This is a genomic window from Xanthomonas sp. SI (assembly GCF_014236855.1).
Classification (GTDB): domain Bacteria; phylum Pseudomonadota; class Gammaproteobacteria; order Xanthomonadales; family Xanthomonadaceae; genus Xanthomonas_A.
The window spans coordinates 4790514-4807231 of record NZ_CP051261.1; the positions used below are offsets into that span (position 1 = coordinate 4790514).

15 protein-coding genes and 1 pseudogene are annotated in these 16718 nt (G+C 70.3%); 10 read left to right on the forward strand and 6 right to left on the reverse strand.

Features of this window, described 5'->3' with window-relative positions:
• Positions 1–444: 444 nt before the first annotated feature.
• Positions 445–1890 carry a Do family serine endopeptidase gene (locus HEP75_RS20410; RefSeq protein ID WP_185824734.1) on the forward strand — a complete coding sequence of 482 codons (1446 nt, stop codon included), beginning with the start codon at positions 445–447 and terminating at the stop codon, positions 1888–1890.
• 20 nt (positions 1891–1910) lie between these two features.
• Here the strand turns inward: HEP75_RS20410 and HEP75_RS20415 are convergent.
• Positions 1911–2138 (reverse strand): annotated as a pseudogene (locus HEP75_RS20415) (hypothetical protein).
• A 164-nt stretch (positions 2139–2302) separates the two neighbouring features.
• Between HEP75_RS20415 and HEP75_RS20420 the strand changes: the two are divergent.
• From HEP75_RS20420 to HEP75_RS20445, 6 genes are all read left to right on the forward strand, one after another.
• Positions 2303–2671, forward strand: coding sequence for a hypothetical protein (locus tag HEP75_RS20420; protein ID WP_185821379.1), 369 nt, complete (start codon positions 2303–2305; stop codon positions 2669–2671).
• Between the two features lie 5 nt (positions 2672–2676).
• Positions 2677–3168, forward strand: coding sequence for a phage holin family protein (locus HEP75_RS20425; protein WP_185824735.1), 492 nt, complete (start codon positions 2677–2679; stop codon positions 3166–3168).
• A complete protein-coding gene (locus tag HEP75_RS20430) occupies positions 3165–3632 on the forward strand; it encodes a hypothetical protein (protein WP_185824736.1) in 468 nt (155 codons plus the stop codon). Before HEP75_RS20425 ends, HEP75_RS20430 begins: the two co-directional genes overlap by 4 nt.
• Before the next feature lie 146 nt (positions 3633–3778).
• A complete protein-coding gene (locus HEP75_RS20435; protein WP_185824737.1) occupies positions 3779–4900 on the forward strand; it encodes an AI-2E family transporter in 1122 nt (373 codons plus the stop codon).
• A gap of 109 nt (positions 4901–5009) precedes the next feature.
• The gene (locus HEP75_RS20440; RefSeq protein WP_185824738.1) at positions 5010–5744 is read left to right on the forward strand and encodes an HAD-IA family hydrolase; all 735 of its coding nucleotides are present in this window, start codon (positions 5010–5012) and stop codon (positions 5742–5744) included.
• A 73-nt stretch (positions 5745–5817) separates the two neighbouring features.
• Entirely contained in the window at positions 5818–7188 is a 1371-nt protein-coding gene (locus HEP75_RS20445) for a M17 family metallopeptidase (protein WP_185824739.1), read from the forward strand.
• 275 nt (positions 7189–7463) lie between these two features.
• On the opposite strand, the gene HEP75_RS20450 is transcribed toward HEP75_RS20445, so the two are convergent.
• Entirely contained in the window at positions 7464–8210 is a 747-nt protein-coding gene (locus tag HEP75_RS20450) for an anti-sigma factor (protein ID WP_185824740.1), read from the reverse strand.
• Positions 8207–8719: an RNA polymerase sigma factor gene (locus HEP75_RS20455; RefSeq protein WP_185814354.1), complete on the reverse strand. Its 513-nt coding sequence runs from the start codon at positions 8717–8719 to the stop codon at positions 8207–8209. The genes HEP75_RS20450 and HEP75_RS20455 overlap by 4 nt, the downstream gene beginning before the upstream one ends.
• 252 nt (positions 8720–8971) lie before the next feature.
• Between HEP75_RS20455 and HEP75_RS20460 the strand changes: the two genes are divergently transcribed.
• Both HEP75_RS20460 and HEP75_RS20465 read left to right on the forward strand, forming a co-directional pair.
• On the forward strand, positions 8972–10072 hold the full coding sequence (locus tag HEP75_RS20460) for a catalase family peroxidase (RefSeq protein ID WP_185824741.1): 1101 nt from the start codon (positions 8972–8974) through the stop codon (positions 10070–10072).
• Complete coding sequence (locus HEP75_RS20465; protein ID WP_185824742.1) at positions 10069–10656, forward strand: cytochrome b; 588 nt, start codon at positions 10069–10071, stop codon at positions 10654–10656. Before HEP75_RS20460 ends, HEP75_RS20465 begins: the two co-directional genes overlap by 4 nt.
• 408 nt (positions 10657–11064) lie before the next feature.
• Here the strand turns inward: HEP75_RS20465 and HEP75_RS20470 are convergent, their stop codons facing one another.
• Entirely contained in the window at positions 11065–11868 is an 804-nt protein-coding gene (locus tag HEP75_RS20470) for a ThuA domain-containing protein (RefSeq protein WP_185826683.1), read from the reverse strand.
• A gap of 642 nt (positions 11869–12510) precedes the next feature.
• Between HEP75_RS20470 and fhuE the strand changes: the two genes are divergently transcribed.
• Complete coding sequence (gene fhuE, locus HEP75_RS20475) at positions 12511–14703, forward strand: ferric-rhodotorulic acid/ferric-coprogen receptor FhuE (RefSeq protein WP_185824743.1); 2193 nt, start codon at positions 12511–12513, stop codon at positions 14701–14703.
• 94 nt (positions 14704–14797) lie between these two features.
• Here the strand turns inward: fhuE and HEP75_RS20480 are convergent, their stop codons facing one another.
• Both HEP75_RS20480 and HEP75_RS20485 read right to left on the reverse strand, forming a co-directional pair.
• Positions 14798–15400 (reverse strand): response regulator transcription factor, encoded by a 603-nt coding sequence (locus tag HEP75_RS20480; RefSeq protein WP_185824744.1) that lies wholly within the window; start codon positions 15398–15400, stop codon positions 14798–14800.
• 52 nt (positions 15401–15452) lie between these two features.
• Positions 15453–16646, reverse strand: coding sequence for a sensor histidine kinase (locus HEP75_RS20485; RefSeq protein WP_255423925.1), 1194 nt, complete (start codon positions 16644–16646; stop codon positions 15453–15455).
• Positions 16647–16718 lie beyond the last annotated feature (72 nt).

Genomic DNA, 16718 nt, shown 5'->3' on the forward strand with positions numbered 1-16718 from the left:
TGGGGCGGATGGGGGTGGACCGTCCGCCGTGTCTCTTATTTGTATGCGGTTTGCGCTGCGCGACGACGACAGCCGCGGCAGCGCGCGCGGCGCCGCCCTTCGGCCGAATGGGAATGCGTAGGGCGTTCGACCGCCCGTCTCACGTTCACGCCATGCGTCACTGCGTGCGCCCCCTGGGGTCTGGACCCCAGCGAAAACCCCAGTAGTTGGGTTGCTTTGACGTCTTACCGCTACATGTAGTGGCAAAACGAAGTGCCCACGCTAACCCTGGGCGGGCCCGCTGTCAACGCCGAAACCGGCCGGTTCGGCGCCTCCGTACGCCGCCGTGGGTGTGCCCGGCGCCGGGCTTTCACTGGCGGTTAAACGCCGCGCGTTCATCTTGATTTATGCGCCCCGGCGCCCATCTGCCTTGCGTCTCCCGCCGCGTCATCCGGAACCCGACCCATGCGACCGCTGCCCACGCTGCTGACCCTGACCGCCGCCGCTGCCTTCGGCGGTTTCGCCGCCACCGCGATCAACGCGCACCTGGACAACCGCGCCGAGGCCGCGCCCGCCCCCGCCGCGCCGGTGGCGCAGACGCTGGCCGGCAGCGCCGCCTTGCCGGCCTCGGTGGCCGGCCAGCCGCTGCCGTCGCTGGCGCCGATGCTGCAGCAGACCATGCCGGCGGTGGTCAGCATCAACACCAAGCAGGTGGTGCGGGTGCGCAATCCGTACTTCAACGATCCGTTCTTCCGCCGCCTGTTCCCGGACATCCCGCAGGAGCGGATCAACGAGTCGCTGGGTTCGGGCGTGATCATCGACGCCAAGAACGGCTACGTGCTGACCAACCACCACGTGGTGGAGAACGCCGACGACGTGCAGGTGACCCTGGCCGACGGGCGCAGCTTCAAGGCCGAGTTCATGGGCTCGGACGCGGACACCGACGTGGCGCTGATCCGGATCAAGGCCGACAAGCTCACCGAGATCCGCCTGGGCGACAGCAGCAAGCTGCGCGTGGGCGATTTTGTAGTGGCGATCGGCAACCCGTTCGGCTTCACCCAGACGGTGACCTCGGGCATCGTCTCGGCGATGGGCCGCAACGGCATCCGCGGCCTGGGCTACCAGAACTTCATCCAGACCGACGCCTCGATCAACCCGGGCAACTCCGGCGGCGCGCTGGTGGACCTGCACGGCGAGCTGGTCGGCATCAACACCGCCAGCTTCAACCCGCAGGGCAGCATGGCCGGCAACATCGGCCTGGGCCTGGCGATCCCGTCGAACCTGGCGCGGGCGGTGGTCGAGCAGTTGCTGAAGAACAACGGGGTGATGATCCGCGGCACCTTCGGCATCGAGACCCAGAACCTGACCGCGCAGATGGCGCAGGGCCTGGGCCTGGACGCGCCGCGCGGCGCGCTGGTGACGCGGGTGCTGAGCGGTTCGGCCGCGGCCGGCGCGGGGCTGCAGCCCGGCGACGTGGTGGTGGGCGCCAACGGCGAGCGGCTGGACAGCGCCGAGGCGCTGCACAACTACGAAGGCCTGCAGCCGGTGGGCAGCACGGTGACGCTGGACGTGCGCCGCGACGGCAAGCCGCTGCAGATCAAGGCCACGCTGAAGGAGCAGCCGCGCGCGGTGAGCGGCGAATCGCTGGACCCGCGGCTGGGCGGCGCCAGCTTCACCGACCTGCCCGAGTCGCTGCGCCAGTCCGGCATCAACGGGGTGCTGGTCGGCACCGTGGCGCGCGGCAGCCGCGCGGCGCGCAACGGCCTGGCCAGCGGCGACATCGTGATGGCCGCCTCCACCGGCGAGTTCGCCGACCTGGCCAGCTTCCGCGCCAACTTCGCGCGCAAGCCGGCGCAGCTGGTGCTGCGCGTGGTGCGTGGCGGGGCACAGGCGGATTTGTTGATGCAGTGAGGTGGGCGGCGGTGGCGCGCTCATTCCAGGCGCGCGGCGTAGTCGTCGCGCACATAGCGGTTGAGATAGGTGCTGAGGCCGCTGCCGGCCTAGGCCAGGCGCTGCATTTCCGCCACGTGGTAGGGCCCGGGATGGTGGCGGTCGTAGCGGTAGGTGCTGCCGTCGACGAAGCGCAGCACGATCCAGTCCGGTCCCATGTCGTAGGCGACCACGCCCGTGCCGCCGAGTTTGTTCCCATAAGCGCGCATCCGTTTCTCCCGGCCCTGGTCGCGGGCACCGCAAGCGGCGACACTGTGGATCGCCAGGGCCTAACAAGCCGTACACCGTGCCGATGGTATTGCTGTCGCCCGCGATCCGCGAAGCGTCCGCGCATAGCGGGCGGTATAGCCCCCAAACCCTCAGGAGACACGCGATGAATGCCAACCCCACCAATACCGAAAACCTCAAGGACAACCTCAGCGAAGCCGGTTCGCACCTGAAGTCGGCCGCCAGCTACGCCGGCGACGCGATCAAGGGCGCCGCCGGTGCCGCGGGCGACGAGCTGAAGCTGGGCAAGGCCAACGTCAAGGCCGAGCTGTCCGACAGCGCGCTGTCCGGGCTGGCCGCTGCCGAGTTCGGCGGTGCCGCGGCGAAGGAGCAGGTCGATGTGCTGATGGACAAGGGCCGCGACCTGATCGACAGCGCCGCCGAGCTGATCCGCGAGCGTCCGCTGGCCTCGTTCGGCGTGGCCTTCGCCACCGGCTGGATCATCGCCAAGCTGGCCCGCAGCAGCGACAAGTAAGCCTCGTGAGCGACGAGCAGGCCCGCGACGGCACCGCCGCGCCCGATCCAGCGGAGGCCGAACGGCCCTCGCTGGAGCAATCGTTCCGCGAGTTCGGCCAGGCAGGCCGCGAGGGCCTGAACGCCACGCTGGAAGCCAGCCGCGCGCTGCGCAAGCTGGTGGTGGCGGACCTGGCCCTGGCGCGTGCCGCACTGGCACGGGCGTTGGTGTGGCTGACCATCGCGGTGTCGTTCGGCGCGTCGGCGTGGATGCTGCTGATGGGCGCGCTGATCGCGGTGCTGCAGCGGCTGGGCTGGTCGTGGCTGGCGTCGATCTCGGCGACGGCTGCGTTCAGTCTGGTGGTCACCGCCCTGGGCGCCTGGCAAGCGCTGCGCTATTTCGAGATGAGCAAGCTCGACGCCACCCGCCGCCAGCTGGCGAAGCTGGGGATCGGTGGCGACGACGACGAGGATCATGCCGGCGGCAACGCAGCCGCGGCCAGCGAGACGCGCCGATGAAATTCGAGCAACTGCAGCACCGCATTGCCCGCGCCGAAACGGTGCTGGAAGGCCGCCAGCAGCAGATGCAGACGCAGTGGACCACCCTGCAGCGGGTCTGGCGCGAAGGCTGGACGCCGCTGCGCATCGTCGCGGTGGGATTGGGCGCCGGTTTTCTGGCCGGACGCGCCGAGCCGGCGGCGGCGATCGGCAAGCTCGGCGGCGCGCGTTGGCTGCAGATGCTTAGCGCGGTCTCCAGCCTGCTGACGGCGACCAAGGTCAAGGAAGCGTCCGACCAGGCCGAACGCGCGGCGGACACCGCGCAGGATGCGGCCGAGGCGGTCGAGACGCCCGCGGCTGCAGGCGTGCCGCGGCCGCCGGTTGCGCCCGCCGTGGCCACCGCGCCGGTCGAGGCGCCGTTCGCCGCAGCGCCGCAGGCACCGCCGCGCGCGGCCGAAGCGGCCACCGACGTTTCCGAACGCTGAGCGCGGCGTAGCGACCCGCTGCGGTCGCCACGCCGCCTTCATACCGCGCAGGCCAGGATCGGCCTACACTCCGCTTCCCCTTTTTGCGCCGAACGGCGCGTGTCCGCAGGACGCGTGCCGGGGCCACCGTACGCAGCGCAGGTCCGATGAGCACTCTCTCCGAATCCGTGGCCGACGCCGGCGACGTGGCACCGCCCCCCGAGGACGCTCTGCCGCCAGCGCCCGCACCGCGTCCGCGCGGGCCGATGTCGTTGGTGGTGCTGGCGACGCTGGCGGTGGGCTACACCCTGTGGGCGGCGCAGGAGGTGATCCTGCCGGTGCTGCTGGCCGCGTTCTTCGCCCTGGTCGGCAATCCGATCCTGCGTGGGCTGCGGCGGCTGTACGTGCCGCGCTTCCTCGGCGCGCTGCTGGTGCTGCTGTCGGGCATGGCGGTGGCCGCGGCGCTGACCATGCAGTTGGCCGGGCCGGCCGCCGAGTGGGTGCAACAGGCGCCCGGGCAGATGCGCCACATCGCCACCCAGGTGCGCGACCTGACCAAGCCGATGCAGCAGGCCAACCAGGCGGCGGAGAATTTCGCGCGCGCCGCCGGCGGCGACAACGGCCGCCGCGTGCAGGTGATCCGCACCCAGCTGGACGACCCGTACAAGGCGCTGGTGCGCACCCCGCGGCTGGCCGCCTCGGCGCTGGCGGTGGTGTTGCTGACGTTCTTCTTCATGGTGTTCGGCGAAAACCTGCAGCGGCATGCGATCGCGCTGCTGCCGAACCGCCAGCAGCAGAAATTCACCACCGACATCCTGCGTTCGATCGAGCGCGAGGTGTCGCGCTATGTGCTCACCATCAGCGTCATCAACACCCTGGTCGGGCTGATCTTCGCCGGCATCCTGGTGCTGCTGAAGATTCCGCTGCAGGAAGCGCTGTTGTGGGGCACGGTGGTGGCGCTGCTGAACTTCGCCCCGTACGTGGGCCCGCTGATCGGCGCGATCCTGATGCTGCTGATGGGCTTCGTGGAGTTCCGCGATCCGCTGAGCGCGGCGTTGCCGGCGATCCTGTACCTGGCGCTGCACATGCTCGAAGGCCAGGTGGTGACGCCGATCGTGCTCGGCCGGCGCATGGCGATCTCGCCGCTGATGCTGATCCTGGCGCTGATGCTGTTCGGCTGGCTGTGGGGCATGATCGGGCTGCTGCTGGCGGTGCCGCTGCTGGTGTGCATCAAGATGGTGCTGGCGCGGGTGGAAGGCATGCAGCGCTGGGCCAGGTTGCTGGAATGAGTGGCGGGACTGGGGACTCGGGACTTGGGGCTCGGAAAAGCGGTCGGCGCGGCGCTGGCGGCACGCGTGTCTACCTGGGGCGACGGTCGCTGCGGCGGGTTCGCGTAAAATGTTGCGAGTGACTTCCTTGCCTTCCTTCCCCGTTCGCGCGATCACGCTGGACCTGGACGACACGCTGTGGCCGTTCGCGCCGATCGGCGCGCGCATCGAGCAGGTGCTGCACGACTGGCTGCTGCAGCACAGTCCGCGCACCGCCGAGCGGTTCCCGATCGCGGCAATGCGCCAGCTGCGCGATGAGGTGTTCGCCGCGCATCCGCACCTGGTCCACGACCTGAGCGAGATGCGGCGGCTGACCCTGCGCCGCGCGCTGCGCGACAGCGGCGCCGACGAGGCGCTGGTGGAGCCAGCGTTCGCGGTGTTCTATGCCGCGCGCAACCAGGTGGAGTGCTATCCGGACAGCATCGCCGCGCTGCAGCGGATCGCCGCGCGGGTGCCGGTGGTGGCGCTGAGCAACGGCAATGCAGACCTGGCCACGATCGGCCTGGCCTCGCATTTCGCGTTCCAGCTCAGCGCGCGCGAACACGGCGCGGCCAAGCCGGACCCGAGCATCTTCCACGCCGCCTGCGCGCGCCTGGGGGTGCCTTGTGCGGAGGTACTGCACGTCGGCGATCACATCGAGATGGACGTGGTCGGCGCGATGCAGGCCGGGCTGCGCGGTTGCTGGATCAACCGCGACGCGCAGGCCTGGCATCCGCCCACGCCGCCGGACCTGCACTTCGACACTCTCACCGGCCTGGCCGACTGGCTGGACGCCACCCAGCCGGCCATCGGCGCGCGCGCATGAGCGCCGTCCGCTGCCGCCTCTTCGCCCTGGCCGCGCGCCGCGCCGGCCGCGCCCGCCCCACAAGGACCCGCTGATGTCCCTGCCTTCCGGCTTCACCGATGCCTCCCCCCACGCGCTGCCGCTGCATGTGCTGGACCGCGAACGCCTGGCCGAATGGCGCGCCGCGCAGACGCCGGCCTGGGTGGCGTGGCTGGACGCGCAGCAGTTCGTGGCCGCCCCCGGCACGGTGCTGTTGCTGCCCGGCGCGGACGGCGTGGCCGCGGCGGTGCTGGGCGTCGGCGACCGCGGCGATGCCTATGCCTACGCGCACGCGCCGCACGCGCTGCCGGCCGGCAGCAGCTGGCGGCTGGCCAGCGCGCTGAGCGAGGAGGAGCAGGCCGCGTTGCACCTGGGCTGGGGCCTGGGCAGCTACCGCTTCGCCCGCTACAAGCAGCTGACGCGGGTGCCGGCGCAACTGCTGGCCACGCCGAGCGCGGAGGTGCGCGACCAGTTGGAGGCGTGCGTGCGCGTGCGCGACTGGGTCAACACGCCGGCCGAGGACATGGGGCCGGAGCAGCTGGAAGCGGCCGCGCGCGCGATCGCCGACGCGCATGGCGCGCAGTGCGAAAGCATCGTTGGCGAAGAGTTGCTGCTGCGCAATTTCCCGGCGATCCACGCGGTCGGCCGCGCCTCGCACCGCGCGCCGCGTCTGATCGTGCTGCGCTGGGGCGAAGACGCGCACCCGCACGTGGCGCTGGTCGGCAAGGGCGTGTGCTTCGACACCGGCGGCCTGGACCTGAAACCGGCCGACGGCATGCGCCACATGAAGAAGGACATGGGCGGCGCGGCGCATGCGCTGGCGCTGGCCGGGCTGGTGATGGCGCAGCGCTTGCCTCTGCGGCTGACCGTGCTGCTCGCGGCGGTGGAGAACGCGGTCGGCCCGGACGCGTTCCGCCCCGGCGACGTGATCGCCACCCGCCAGGGCATCAGCGTGGAGATCGACAACACCGATGCCGAAGGCCGGCTGGTGCTGTGCGACGCGCTGACCTACGCCAGCGAGCAGGCGCCGGACGCGATCCTGGATTTCGCCACACTGACCGGCGCGGCGCGGGTCGCGCTGGGGCCGGATCTGCCGGCGCTGTTTTCCAACGACGACGCGCTGGCGCAGGCCTGGATCGCCGCCGGCGAACGCAGCCGCGACCCGGTGTGGCGCATGCCGCTGTGGCGCCCCTACCTGCGCTACCTGACCAGCTCGATCGCCGACCTGGCCAATGCCGGCTCGCGCATGGCCGGCGCGGTGACCGCGGCGCTGTACCTGGAGCGCTTCGTCCCGGCGCGGCAGGCCTGGGCGCACCTGGACGTGTACGCCTGGAACGACAGCGACCGCCCCGGCCGCCCCGCCGGCGGCGAAGCGCTGGCACTGCGCTCGGCCTACGCGATGCTGAAGGCGCGCTACGCCGGGTAGGGGTTTGGCGGGGTGTCGGTGTCTATCGACACTGTTCCGGCCACGGCACCTCCACCGCTTCGCTCGTCGCGACTGAAGTCGCTACCACAAGGGGCTTGCGGCTTGCTCGCAGGGTGCACTGTAGGAGCGGCTTCAGCCGCGACAGACAAGCAAAATCGCCGGGTCCCTGACTTCGTTCGTCGCAGCTGAAGCCGCTCCTACAGGAACAGGAACTTGCGGCCTGTTCGCTGGGTGCACTGTGGGAGGGACTTCAGTCCCGACGCCGTTCCGCTGGCTCAGCCCTGCCCGCGCAGCAGCGGGGCGATCTGGCGCATGCGGGTCTGCGTGGCCGGGCCGACCAGGGCGAAGGCGGTGTTTCCTTCGGACCAATATTGCGCGAGCAAGCGGCCGTCGCGACGCTCGCCATCGCCGAGGCGGGCGCTGCGCGGGCGCAGGTATAGGCCGATGCGCGCGCCGTCGGCGTCCTGGTAGACCAGCATCGCCGCGGCGCCCTCGGGGGTGGACAGCAGGCGACCGCCGCGCAGCGCGAAACCCTGCGCCTGCAGGTCCGGCACCGCGCCGGCGTCGCCGAAATGGGTGCGCAGCCAGCCCTGCAAGGCCACCCGTCGCGCCGGGTCGAATTCCAGCGGCTGCTCGCCGTCGGCGAACAGGCGATACGCGGCCACCGCGTCGGCCATCGGCAGGCGTTCGCCGCCGAGGCGGCTGTCGCGCAGCTGCCAGCCAAGCGTGATGCCCAGGCCCAGCGTCAGCACGCAGCTGGCCGCCATAGCGGCCAGCGTGCGGCGCCGCTGGCGCGTGCGGCGGCGCAGGGCCGGCATGGTCAATGCGGGATTGGCGGGCAGCGTCTCGGCACCGGCCCAGGCCGCGCGCAGCGCGTCGGCGTCCTGCTTCCAGCCGGCCACGCGCGCGGCGTGCTCAGGATTGGCCTGCAGCCATGCGGCGACCTGTGCGCGCCGCGCAGGGTCCAGGCGGCCATCGACATAGGCGTGCAGGGTTTCGTCGTCGGGGCGCAGCACGGTCATTTGAGCACTCGCAAGGCAGGGTTGCCGCTGCGGCCTTCGCCGAGCTGGCGCAGTTTCTCGCGGGCGCGCGACAAGCGCGACATCACCGTGCCGATCGGCAGGTCCAGCGCGGTGGCGGCGTCGCGATAGCTGAAGCCTTCGACGCTGACCAGCAACAGCAGCGCGCGCTGTTCGGCCGGCAGTTGCGCGAACGCAGCCAGCATCGCGCGGCCGTCGTGCACCTGTTCGGCGGACGGCGCCTGGGTCGGCTGCTGCGGCGCGAACAGGGCCAGCACCCGCTGCCAGCGCTGCGCGCGCCGGCGCGCGTCGACGAACTGCCGGTACACGATCGCGAACAGCCACGGCTGCAGCGCATCGGCGTCGCGGCGCGTGGACCAGCGCCGCAGCGCGCGTTCCAGCGCCGCCTGCACCAGGTCGTCGGCACTGGCCGCATCGCCGCTCAGCGACTGGGCGAAGCGTCGCAGTCGGGGCATCAGCGCACGCAGGGAATCGTCGTCGAGTTCGTCCATGGGCAGGGTCGCGTGCAGCGCTCGGGAAGGGGCAATCACAGGTAGGACGCACGGCGAGGCGGATTATTCCCTGGCCGGGGAGAGCCGCCTGGCTGGGCGGCGACACCCACGCGATTGTGCGGCCTGGCGGGCCGCAAGAAGCCACCGCAGGCGAAAAAGCGCAACGCAAACGCCGAACAGGCGTCGCCTCGGGAATAGAACGCGGCGCCGGACGTCTCACTCCCAATCGCCAACGCCACAGGAGTCGCCCCCATGTCCCATCCCGCTCCCACCCCGCCGCCACGCCCGCGGCCCTGGCTGCCGCTGGCCGCCATCGCCGCCATCGCCGCCGCGCTCGCCGCCGCCTTCGCCTGGAGCGCGGGCTGGCTGGGCGGGCCGCAGCGGCTGACCGCGCAGCGCATGACCGATGCCATCGAAGCCGGCGGCCCGCCGCATCCGGGCTTCCGCCGCGCGCACAGCAAGGGCATGTGCGTGAGCGGGCATTTCGAAGGCAACGGCCAGGCCAGTGCGCTGTCCTCGGCGCGGGTGTTCGCCCAGGCCTCGGTGCCGGTGCTGGGACGACTGTCGATCGGCGGCGGCGATCCGCACGGCGCCGATGCCACGGCGCGGGTGCGCAGCATGGCGCTGCTGCTGCGCAGCGACGACGGCCAGCAGTGGCGCACGGCGATGAACAGCTTCCCGTTCTTCGTGGTGGCCACGCCGGAAGGCTTCATGGCACAGACCCTGGCCGCGCAGCCGGACCCGGCCACCGGCAAGCCGGACCCGGCGAAGATGGCCGCGTTCGCGCAACGCTATCCGGAAGCGAAGAAGTTCCAGCAGTGGGCCAAGACCGCGCCATGGTCCGACAGCTGGGCCAACACCCAGTACAACGGGGTCAACAGCTTCCGCTTCATCGCCGCCGACGGCAGCAGCCGCTTCGTGCGCTGGTCGATGCGGCCGCAGACCGCGTTCAAGGAACTGTCCGCGGCGCAGCGCGCGCAGGCCGACGCCGACTTCCTCGGCGAGGATCTGCAGGCGCGGTTGGCGCAAGGACCGCTGCGCTGGGACTTGGTGCTGACTGTGGCCGCGCCCGGCGACCCGGTGAACGATCCATCGCAGCCGTGGCCGCAGGATCGGCAACAGATCGTCGCCGGCACGCTGGTGCTCGACCACGCCGAGCCGCAGGCCACCGGCCCGTGCCGCGACCTGAACTACGACCCGTTGATCCTGCCGCGCGGCATCGCCGGTTCCGACGACCCGATCCTGGCCGCGCGCTCGGCGGTGTATTCGCACTCGTTCAACCGCCGCGAGCGCGAGATCGGCCGCGGCCAGGCGCCGGATGCGACCGGCCAGGCGCATGGGGGTGCGCAATGAGCCGCGCGAACGCCTCCGGGCATTTCAACCTGACCGCGCGCCTGCTGCACTGGCTGATGGCGGCGATGATCCTGACCATGCTGTTCGTCGGCGTGGGCATGGTCGCCTCGGTATCGCAGCGGCCGTGGCTGCTCGACCTGCACCGCCCGCTGGGCATCGCGATCTTGCTGCTGGCGATCGTGCGCCTGGGCAACCGCCTGCGTCACCGCCCACCGCCGCTGCCGGCGGACCTGCCGTGGTGGCAGAAAACGGCGGCGCTGGCCTCGCACTGGTTGTTGTATACGCTGATGCTGGCGATGCCGTTGCTAGGCTGGTCGATGCTATCGGCCGGCGGCTATCCGATCGTGCTGTGGCCGGGGATGCAGCTGCCGCCGATCGCGCCGCACAGCCCGGCGCTGTATGCCTGGTTGCGCAGTGCGCATGGCTGGCTGGCGTATCTGCTGTTCGCCACGGTGCTGGGGCATCTGTGCGCGGCGCTGTTCCATGCCTGGGTGCGCCGCGATGGAGTGTTTTCGAGCATGGCGCGGGGTGGTGTGGCACCGGTGGTGGTGGTGGACCAGGCAGCGTCGCGAGAACAGGGCTGAGGGTTTGCGCTGTGCTGGTTGCGGGCTACCGGGACGACTTCGGGTGGACCTGGACTATCGGCCGCGATGGGCGTGATCGGTAACGCCCGTCGCGACTGAAGTCGCTCCCACAAAAAGGCGTGCGGCTTGCTAGCCCGGTGCACTGTAGGAGGGGCTTCAGCCCCGACAGATCGCCTGACGACGGTTCGGTTCCTGTCGCGGCTGAAGCCGCTCCTACAAAAAAGCGGGTGGCGTGCTGGCCAGGTGCTTCTGTAGGAGGGGCTTCAGCCCCGACAGACCGCCTGACGACGGTTCGGTTCCTGTCGCGGCTGAAGCCGCTCCTACAAAAAAACGGGCGGCGTGCTGGCCCGGTGCTTCTGTAGGAGGGGCTTCGGATTGCCCGGCAGCGATAGTGCGGCGCGGGCGGATTCAGTGCGGGCGCGGCGCGGGCGGGGCCGCCTCGCCAGCGATGCCGTGGCCGGTGGCGGCCCAGTAGATGCCGCCGTACAGGTGTTCGAGGTAGCGCGGATCGTTGTAGGCCTCGGCCTGGTGGCCGAGCGCGGTGACGAATACGCGCGCGCCTTCGAAGCGGTGGTACCAGGCCACCGGATGCGGCTTGCCCATGCCCTTGGCGACCTGGCCGGGCCAGATCAGGGTGGGGTCGTAGCTGGTTTCGTCCACCGTCAGCAGCGTGACCAGGTCGTCGCTGTACGGCGGATCGTATTCGTACCACTCGTCCGACCACAGCCAGCGCTGCGGCAGGCCGGCAGTGGCCGGGAAGTTGCGATCGACCACATCCACCATCGCGGTCTGCAGGTAGGGATGGGTGCGGAACGAGCGGCCGATCAAACGGTCGTACCAGTCCCACTGCCCGCGCGCGATCGCGAACGCCTTGTGCACCGCGACCACGCCACCGCCGCCGCGCACGTATTTCTGGAAATTGGCGCGCTGCGCCGGATTGAGATCGGTGGCCGGCGTATTGAGCAGCACGACGGCCGCGTACTGCGACAGGTCGCCATCGAAGGCCTCGGCGTTCCAGGCCCACACCAGCTCGAAGTAGTGCTGCCGCGCCAGCGCCTCGAACTGCGGCTTGGCCACCGGGATGTAGTCGTGGTGGTACTTGTTGGGAATCGCCGCGACCAGCACCTTGAACTGGCCCTCGGCCGCCATCGCCACGGCGGCGGGCAGCGACCAGGCCAGCAACAGCGCCCCTGCCAACAGCATTGCGCGCATCCACTTCATCCACGTTCTCCTGTCCGTCGATCGAGCGCATCACTCGGGATTGGCGGTGATGGCGGTGGGCGGAATCGCACCGCCGTCGAAGACGCTCCTTTCCGGGCACTCCCTGCTTGGCGCGTCGCTGGATCCGCTTCCGGACAGCATAGTCACTGGCGGCAGCGCCACCGCGCGGGCACGCACAATTTCATAGGCGCCTGCGCTTCCGGCATACCGATGACCGCCTGCGCGGCGCAGCAGCGGGCGTGCGCCGCAGCGCCGGCAGGACGTAGCGGCCGATGGACACCGCGCCACGCATCGCGTCCGCGCATCGCCCCGCCAGAAAGACCCCAGGACGCCACGCGATGTGGCAGCGCCGACATGGCCGCGCCGACCCGACACCGTTACACTTGCCACCGTGGGCGCGCCCCGATCGACAGGTCACCACGCCCGTTTCCCCGAACCACCCGTCATGCGCCGGCCGCCCTTCCGAGGCAGCCGGCCGCATCGACAGCGCCAGCCAGGTGTCGACGTCCCGCGCTCAGGCCTCGCCTGCGCACGGCGCATGTCCCGCTCCAAGCCAGCCTCCAAATCCGACCATCCCGCGGCGCTGCGTGCAGCGCGGTCGATGGCCATGCCTGCTTGCCACGGAGCCTTGCGATGAACCGTTTCCTCCCTCCCCACCGTTTCCCGCGCCGCTCGGCCCTGGCCATGGCCTGCCTGCTCGCCAGCGTGCCGGCCTTCGCCGCCGACGCGGCCGCCGACACCGCAACCGATCGCGATGTGACCACCCTCGACAAGGTCAGCGTCAAAGGCGAGCGCGCCGAAGGCTACAGCGTGCGCAAGACCACCGCCGGCACCCGCTTCGAGCTGGCGCCGCGCGAGATCCCGCAGTCGGTGAGCATCATCAGCCACCAGCGCATCGAGGATCAGGGCCTGGACGACATCATCGACGTGCTGGAGAACACCACCGGCGTGTCCAACACCCGCTCGGACAGCGAGCGCTTCGAGTTCTACGCGCGCGGCTTCTACATCGACAACTACCAGTTCGACGGCATCCCGACCACGATGGTGCAGAACTGGAGCTACGGCGACTCGGCGCTGGACCTTGCGCTGTACGACCGCGTGGAAGTGGTGCGCGGCGCCACCGGGCTGATGACCGGCGCGGGCAATCCGTCGGCCTCGGTCAACCTGATCCGCAAGCACGCCGACAGCGCCGAACTGGCCGGCAGCGTGCAGGTCACCGCCGGCAGTTGGGGCCGGACCCGCACGACGGTGGACGTCAGCACTCCGCTCAACGCCAGCGGCACGGTGCGCGCGCGGGTGATCGGCAGCTACCTGGATACCGATTCGTACGTGGACCGCTACAGCCAGAACAAGACCCTGGGCTATGCGGTGATCGATGCCGACCTGACCCCGGACACCCAGCTGAGCGTGGGCTACGACTACCAGAAGAAACAGTCCGACGACGTCACCTGGGGCGGCTTCCCGCTGTGGTATTCCGACGGCAGCCGCACCAACTATTCGCGCGCGTTCAACCCGGCCGCGGACTGGACGTTCTGGGACACCACCACCAAGCGCGCCTTCGCCACGCTGCAGCACGATTTCGCCAGCGGCTGGAAGATCAAGGCCAACGCCACCCACGACCAGACCAACGTCACCGACAAGCTGTTCTATCCGTTCTATACGATCTACGGCTTCGACAAGAACACCGGCGCCGGCGTGGTGCCCTACTCCGGCTACTACGTCACCGAGCGCAAGGTCGATGGCCTGGACGGCTATGCCGAAGGCCCGTTCCAGCTGTTCGGGCGCGAACACGAACTGATGGCCGGGGTCAGCTACAACCGCCGCCGCTACGTCAACGACGGCGCGTTCGATTTCCCGGTCAAGACTTATGACCCAGTAACTGGGTTTCCTTCCGAATACGTGACGCTACCTACCTATCTTGGTTGGAGCGGAAATTACCAAGAGCCGACCTGGTCGGCGCTGAGCGAGTTCAGCCGCGGCACCGTCACCCAGAAGGCCGGCTATGCGGCCGCGCGTTTTTCGCTGGCCGATCCGCTGAAGCTGATCGTCGGCGCGCGCTACACCGACTGGAAGGTAGATGGCGCCGAAAGCGGCGTGGCGTACAGCAGCCGGCAGAAGGAAACCACGCCGTATGCCGGCCTGGTCTACATGATCGACGCCGTGTGGTCGACCTACGTCAGCTACACCGACATCTTCCAGCCGCAGACCTCGCGCACCCGCACCGGCGCGTACCTGGATCCGGTGATCGGCAAGAGCTACGAGGCCGGGGTCAAGGCGGCGTGGTTCGAGGATCGCCTCAACGCGTCGCTGTCGGTGTTCCGCATCGAACAGGACAACGTCGCCCAGGCCACCACCGAGTTCGTGCCGGGTACCACCGAGACCGCGTACGTCGCAGCGCAGGGCACGGTCAGCCGCGGCTTCGAGTTCGAGCTGAACGGCGAACTGGCGCCGGGCTGGAACGGCACCTTCGGCGCCTCGCGCTACGTCGCCAAGGATGCCGGCGGTGCGGACATCAACGCGCAGCTGCCGCAGACCACGCTCAAGCTCTACACCAGCTACACCCCGCGCAGCCTCACCGAGCTGACCTTCGGCGGCGGCGTCAACTGGCAGAACCGCATCTACTACGTCGATGCGACCTACGGCCGCTTCGAGCAGGACGCCTATGCGCTGGTCAGCGCGTTCGCGCGCTACCGCCTGTCCGACGAATTCACGGTGCAGGCCAACCTCAACAACCTGCTGGACAAGAAGTACTACGCGCAGATCTACGGTTACGGCGCCTGGGGCGAACCGCGCAGCGGCTCGCTGAGCTTCACCTGGTCGTTCTGATCCGCCACTGCGTCCGGCGCGATGCGCCGGGCGGGCCTGGTTTCAACCGAATGCCGGTGGCCCATGTCCACCGGCATTCGCGTTTCCGGCGGCGCTACAGCCAGCCTTTCTGTCGCGCCAATCGCGCCGCCTCGATGCGGTTGCCGACGCCGAGCTTGCCGATCGCTTCGGACAGATAATTGCGCACGGTGCCGTGCGAGAGCCCGAGCTGCGCGGCGATATCGCCGGCCGAGGCGCCCTCGCCGGCCAGGCGCAGCACCTGGCGTTCGCGGTCGTTGAGCGGGTCGGCTTCGGACCAGGCTTCCAGCGCCAGTTCCGGATCGATCGCGCGGCCGCCGCGGTGCACCTGGCGGATCGCATCGACCAGGCGCTCGGGCGGCGCGTCCTTCAACAGATAGCCGCCGACGCCAGCGTCCAGCGCGCGGCGCAGGAAGCCGGGACGGGCGAAGGTGGTGACGATGACCACGCGGATCGGCAACTGCTGGCGCTGCACCCGCTGCGCCAGTTCCAGGCCGCTGAGGCCGGGCATCTCGATGTCGGTGACCAGCAGGTCCGGCGTATGTGCCTGCAGCGCGCGCCAGGCGGCCTCGCCGTCGGCGGCGCTGGCGACCACGGCGATATCCGCTTCCAGGCCCAGCAGCGCGCTGAGCGCACCGCGCACCATCGCCTGGTCTTCCGCCAGCACTAATCGAATCACGCTTGCCCCCGGTGCTTGTGGGCGCATTGTAGGGCGCCGGCCGCAGTCACGTTCAGCGCAACGCGGGATCCTGGCAGCCGCGCGGTTCCGGCGCGGTCTCCGCTGCGGGCGGTGTCGCAGACGGCGTGCGCGGCAACGGCGCCGACGCCAGCAGGCGGGTGCCCTGGCCGCGTTCGGACTCGATCCGCAACGCCCCGCCCACCGCCTCCAACCGTTCGCGCATGCTGGCCAGGCCGGTGCCCGGCTGCATCGCGCTGCCGCGGCCATCGTCGCGGATCTCCAGCCAGGCCTGGTCGCGCTCGCACCACAGCCGCAGCTGCGCATTGCGGGCTTCGGCATGGCGCTGGATGTTGGTGGCGGCCTCGCGCAGCACCATGGCGAACACGGTCTCCAGCTGTGCGCACTGCGGCAGCGCATCGACCTGATAGCGGAAGGTGACCCCGGAGGATTCCAGCAGCAGTTTGGCCGAGGCCATCTCCGCCGCCAGCTGCGCGGCGCGGATGCCGCTGACCGCGCGCCGCACCTGGCCCAGCGCCTCGCGCGCGACCTGGCTGACGTCTTCCATCTCCTGCCGTGCCGCGGCCGGATCGCGCGCCAGCAGGCGCGCGGCAAGGTCCGACTTCAGCGCCACCAGCGACAGCGTGTGGCCGAGCAGATCGTGCAGATCGCGGCCGATGCGCTCGCGCTCGGCGACCCCGGCCAGGCGTCGCACTTCCTCATGGCTCAGGCGCAGCTGCGCATCGGCGCGCGCGCGGCGTTCGAAGCTGATGTTCATCAGCCCCACCGACAGGCCGATCACCACCGCGCTGGTCATGTACAGCGGCGACCAGCCGCGCAGCCACCAGGCCAGCGCGAAGGCGGCCAGCAACAGCAGCATCGCCGCCAGCGCGCGCGCCATCGGAAAGCAGAACGCCAGGAACGCGCAGGCATAGATGATGTAGCACTGCGCGCCCGGGTTGTACGGCAGCAGCACGAAGCCCAGTGCCGCCATGCCGGCCACGCACCAGCGCAGGTAGCGGCGATCGCGGTAGTAGGCGCAGTAGTACAGCGCCAGGAACACGGCGTAGCTGGCCATGGTCGGCCAGAACCAGCTGGTGAAGTACTGTGGCTCGTACAGCGGCGTCACGAACAGCCAGATCGACCAGACCAGCGACAGCCACACGAACCACTGCGTGCTGCGCCGGGCATTGCTCCAGCCCAGGCGCCGGGCGATCAGCGATTCGGGCGAGGCGTCCAAGGCGATCACGGCAGGCTCCAGGGGCGGACGCGCTGCCGCGGTGCATAGCATAGCGAGCGAGCGCCGGTGCCGCGCAACGGT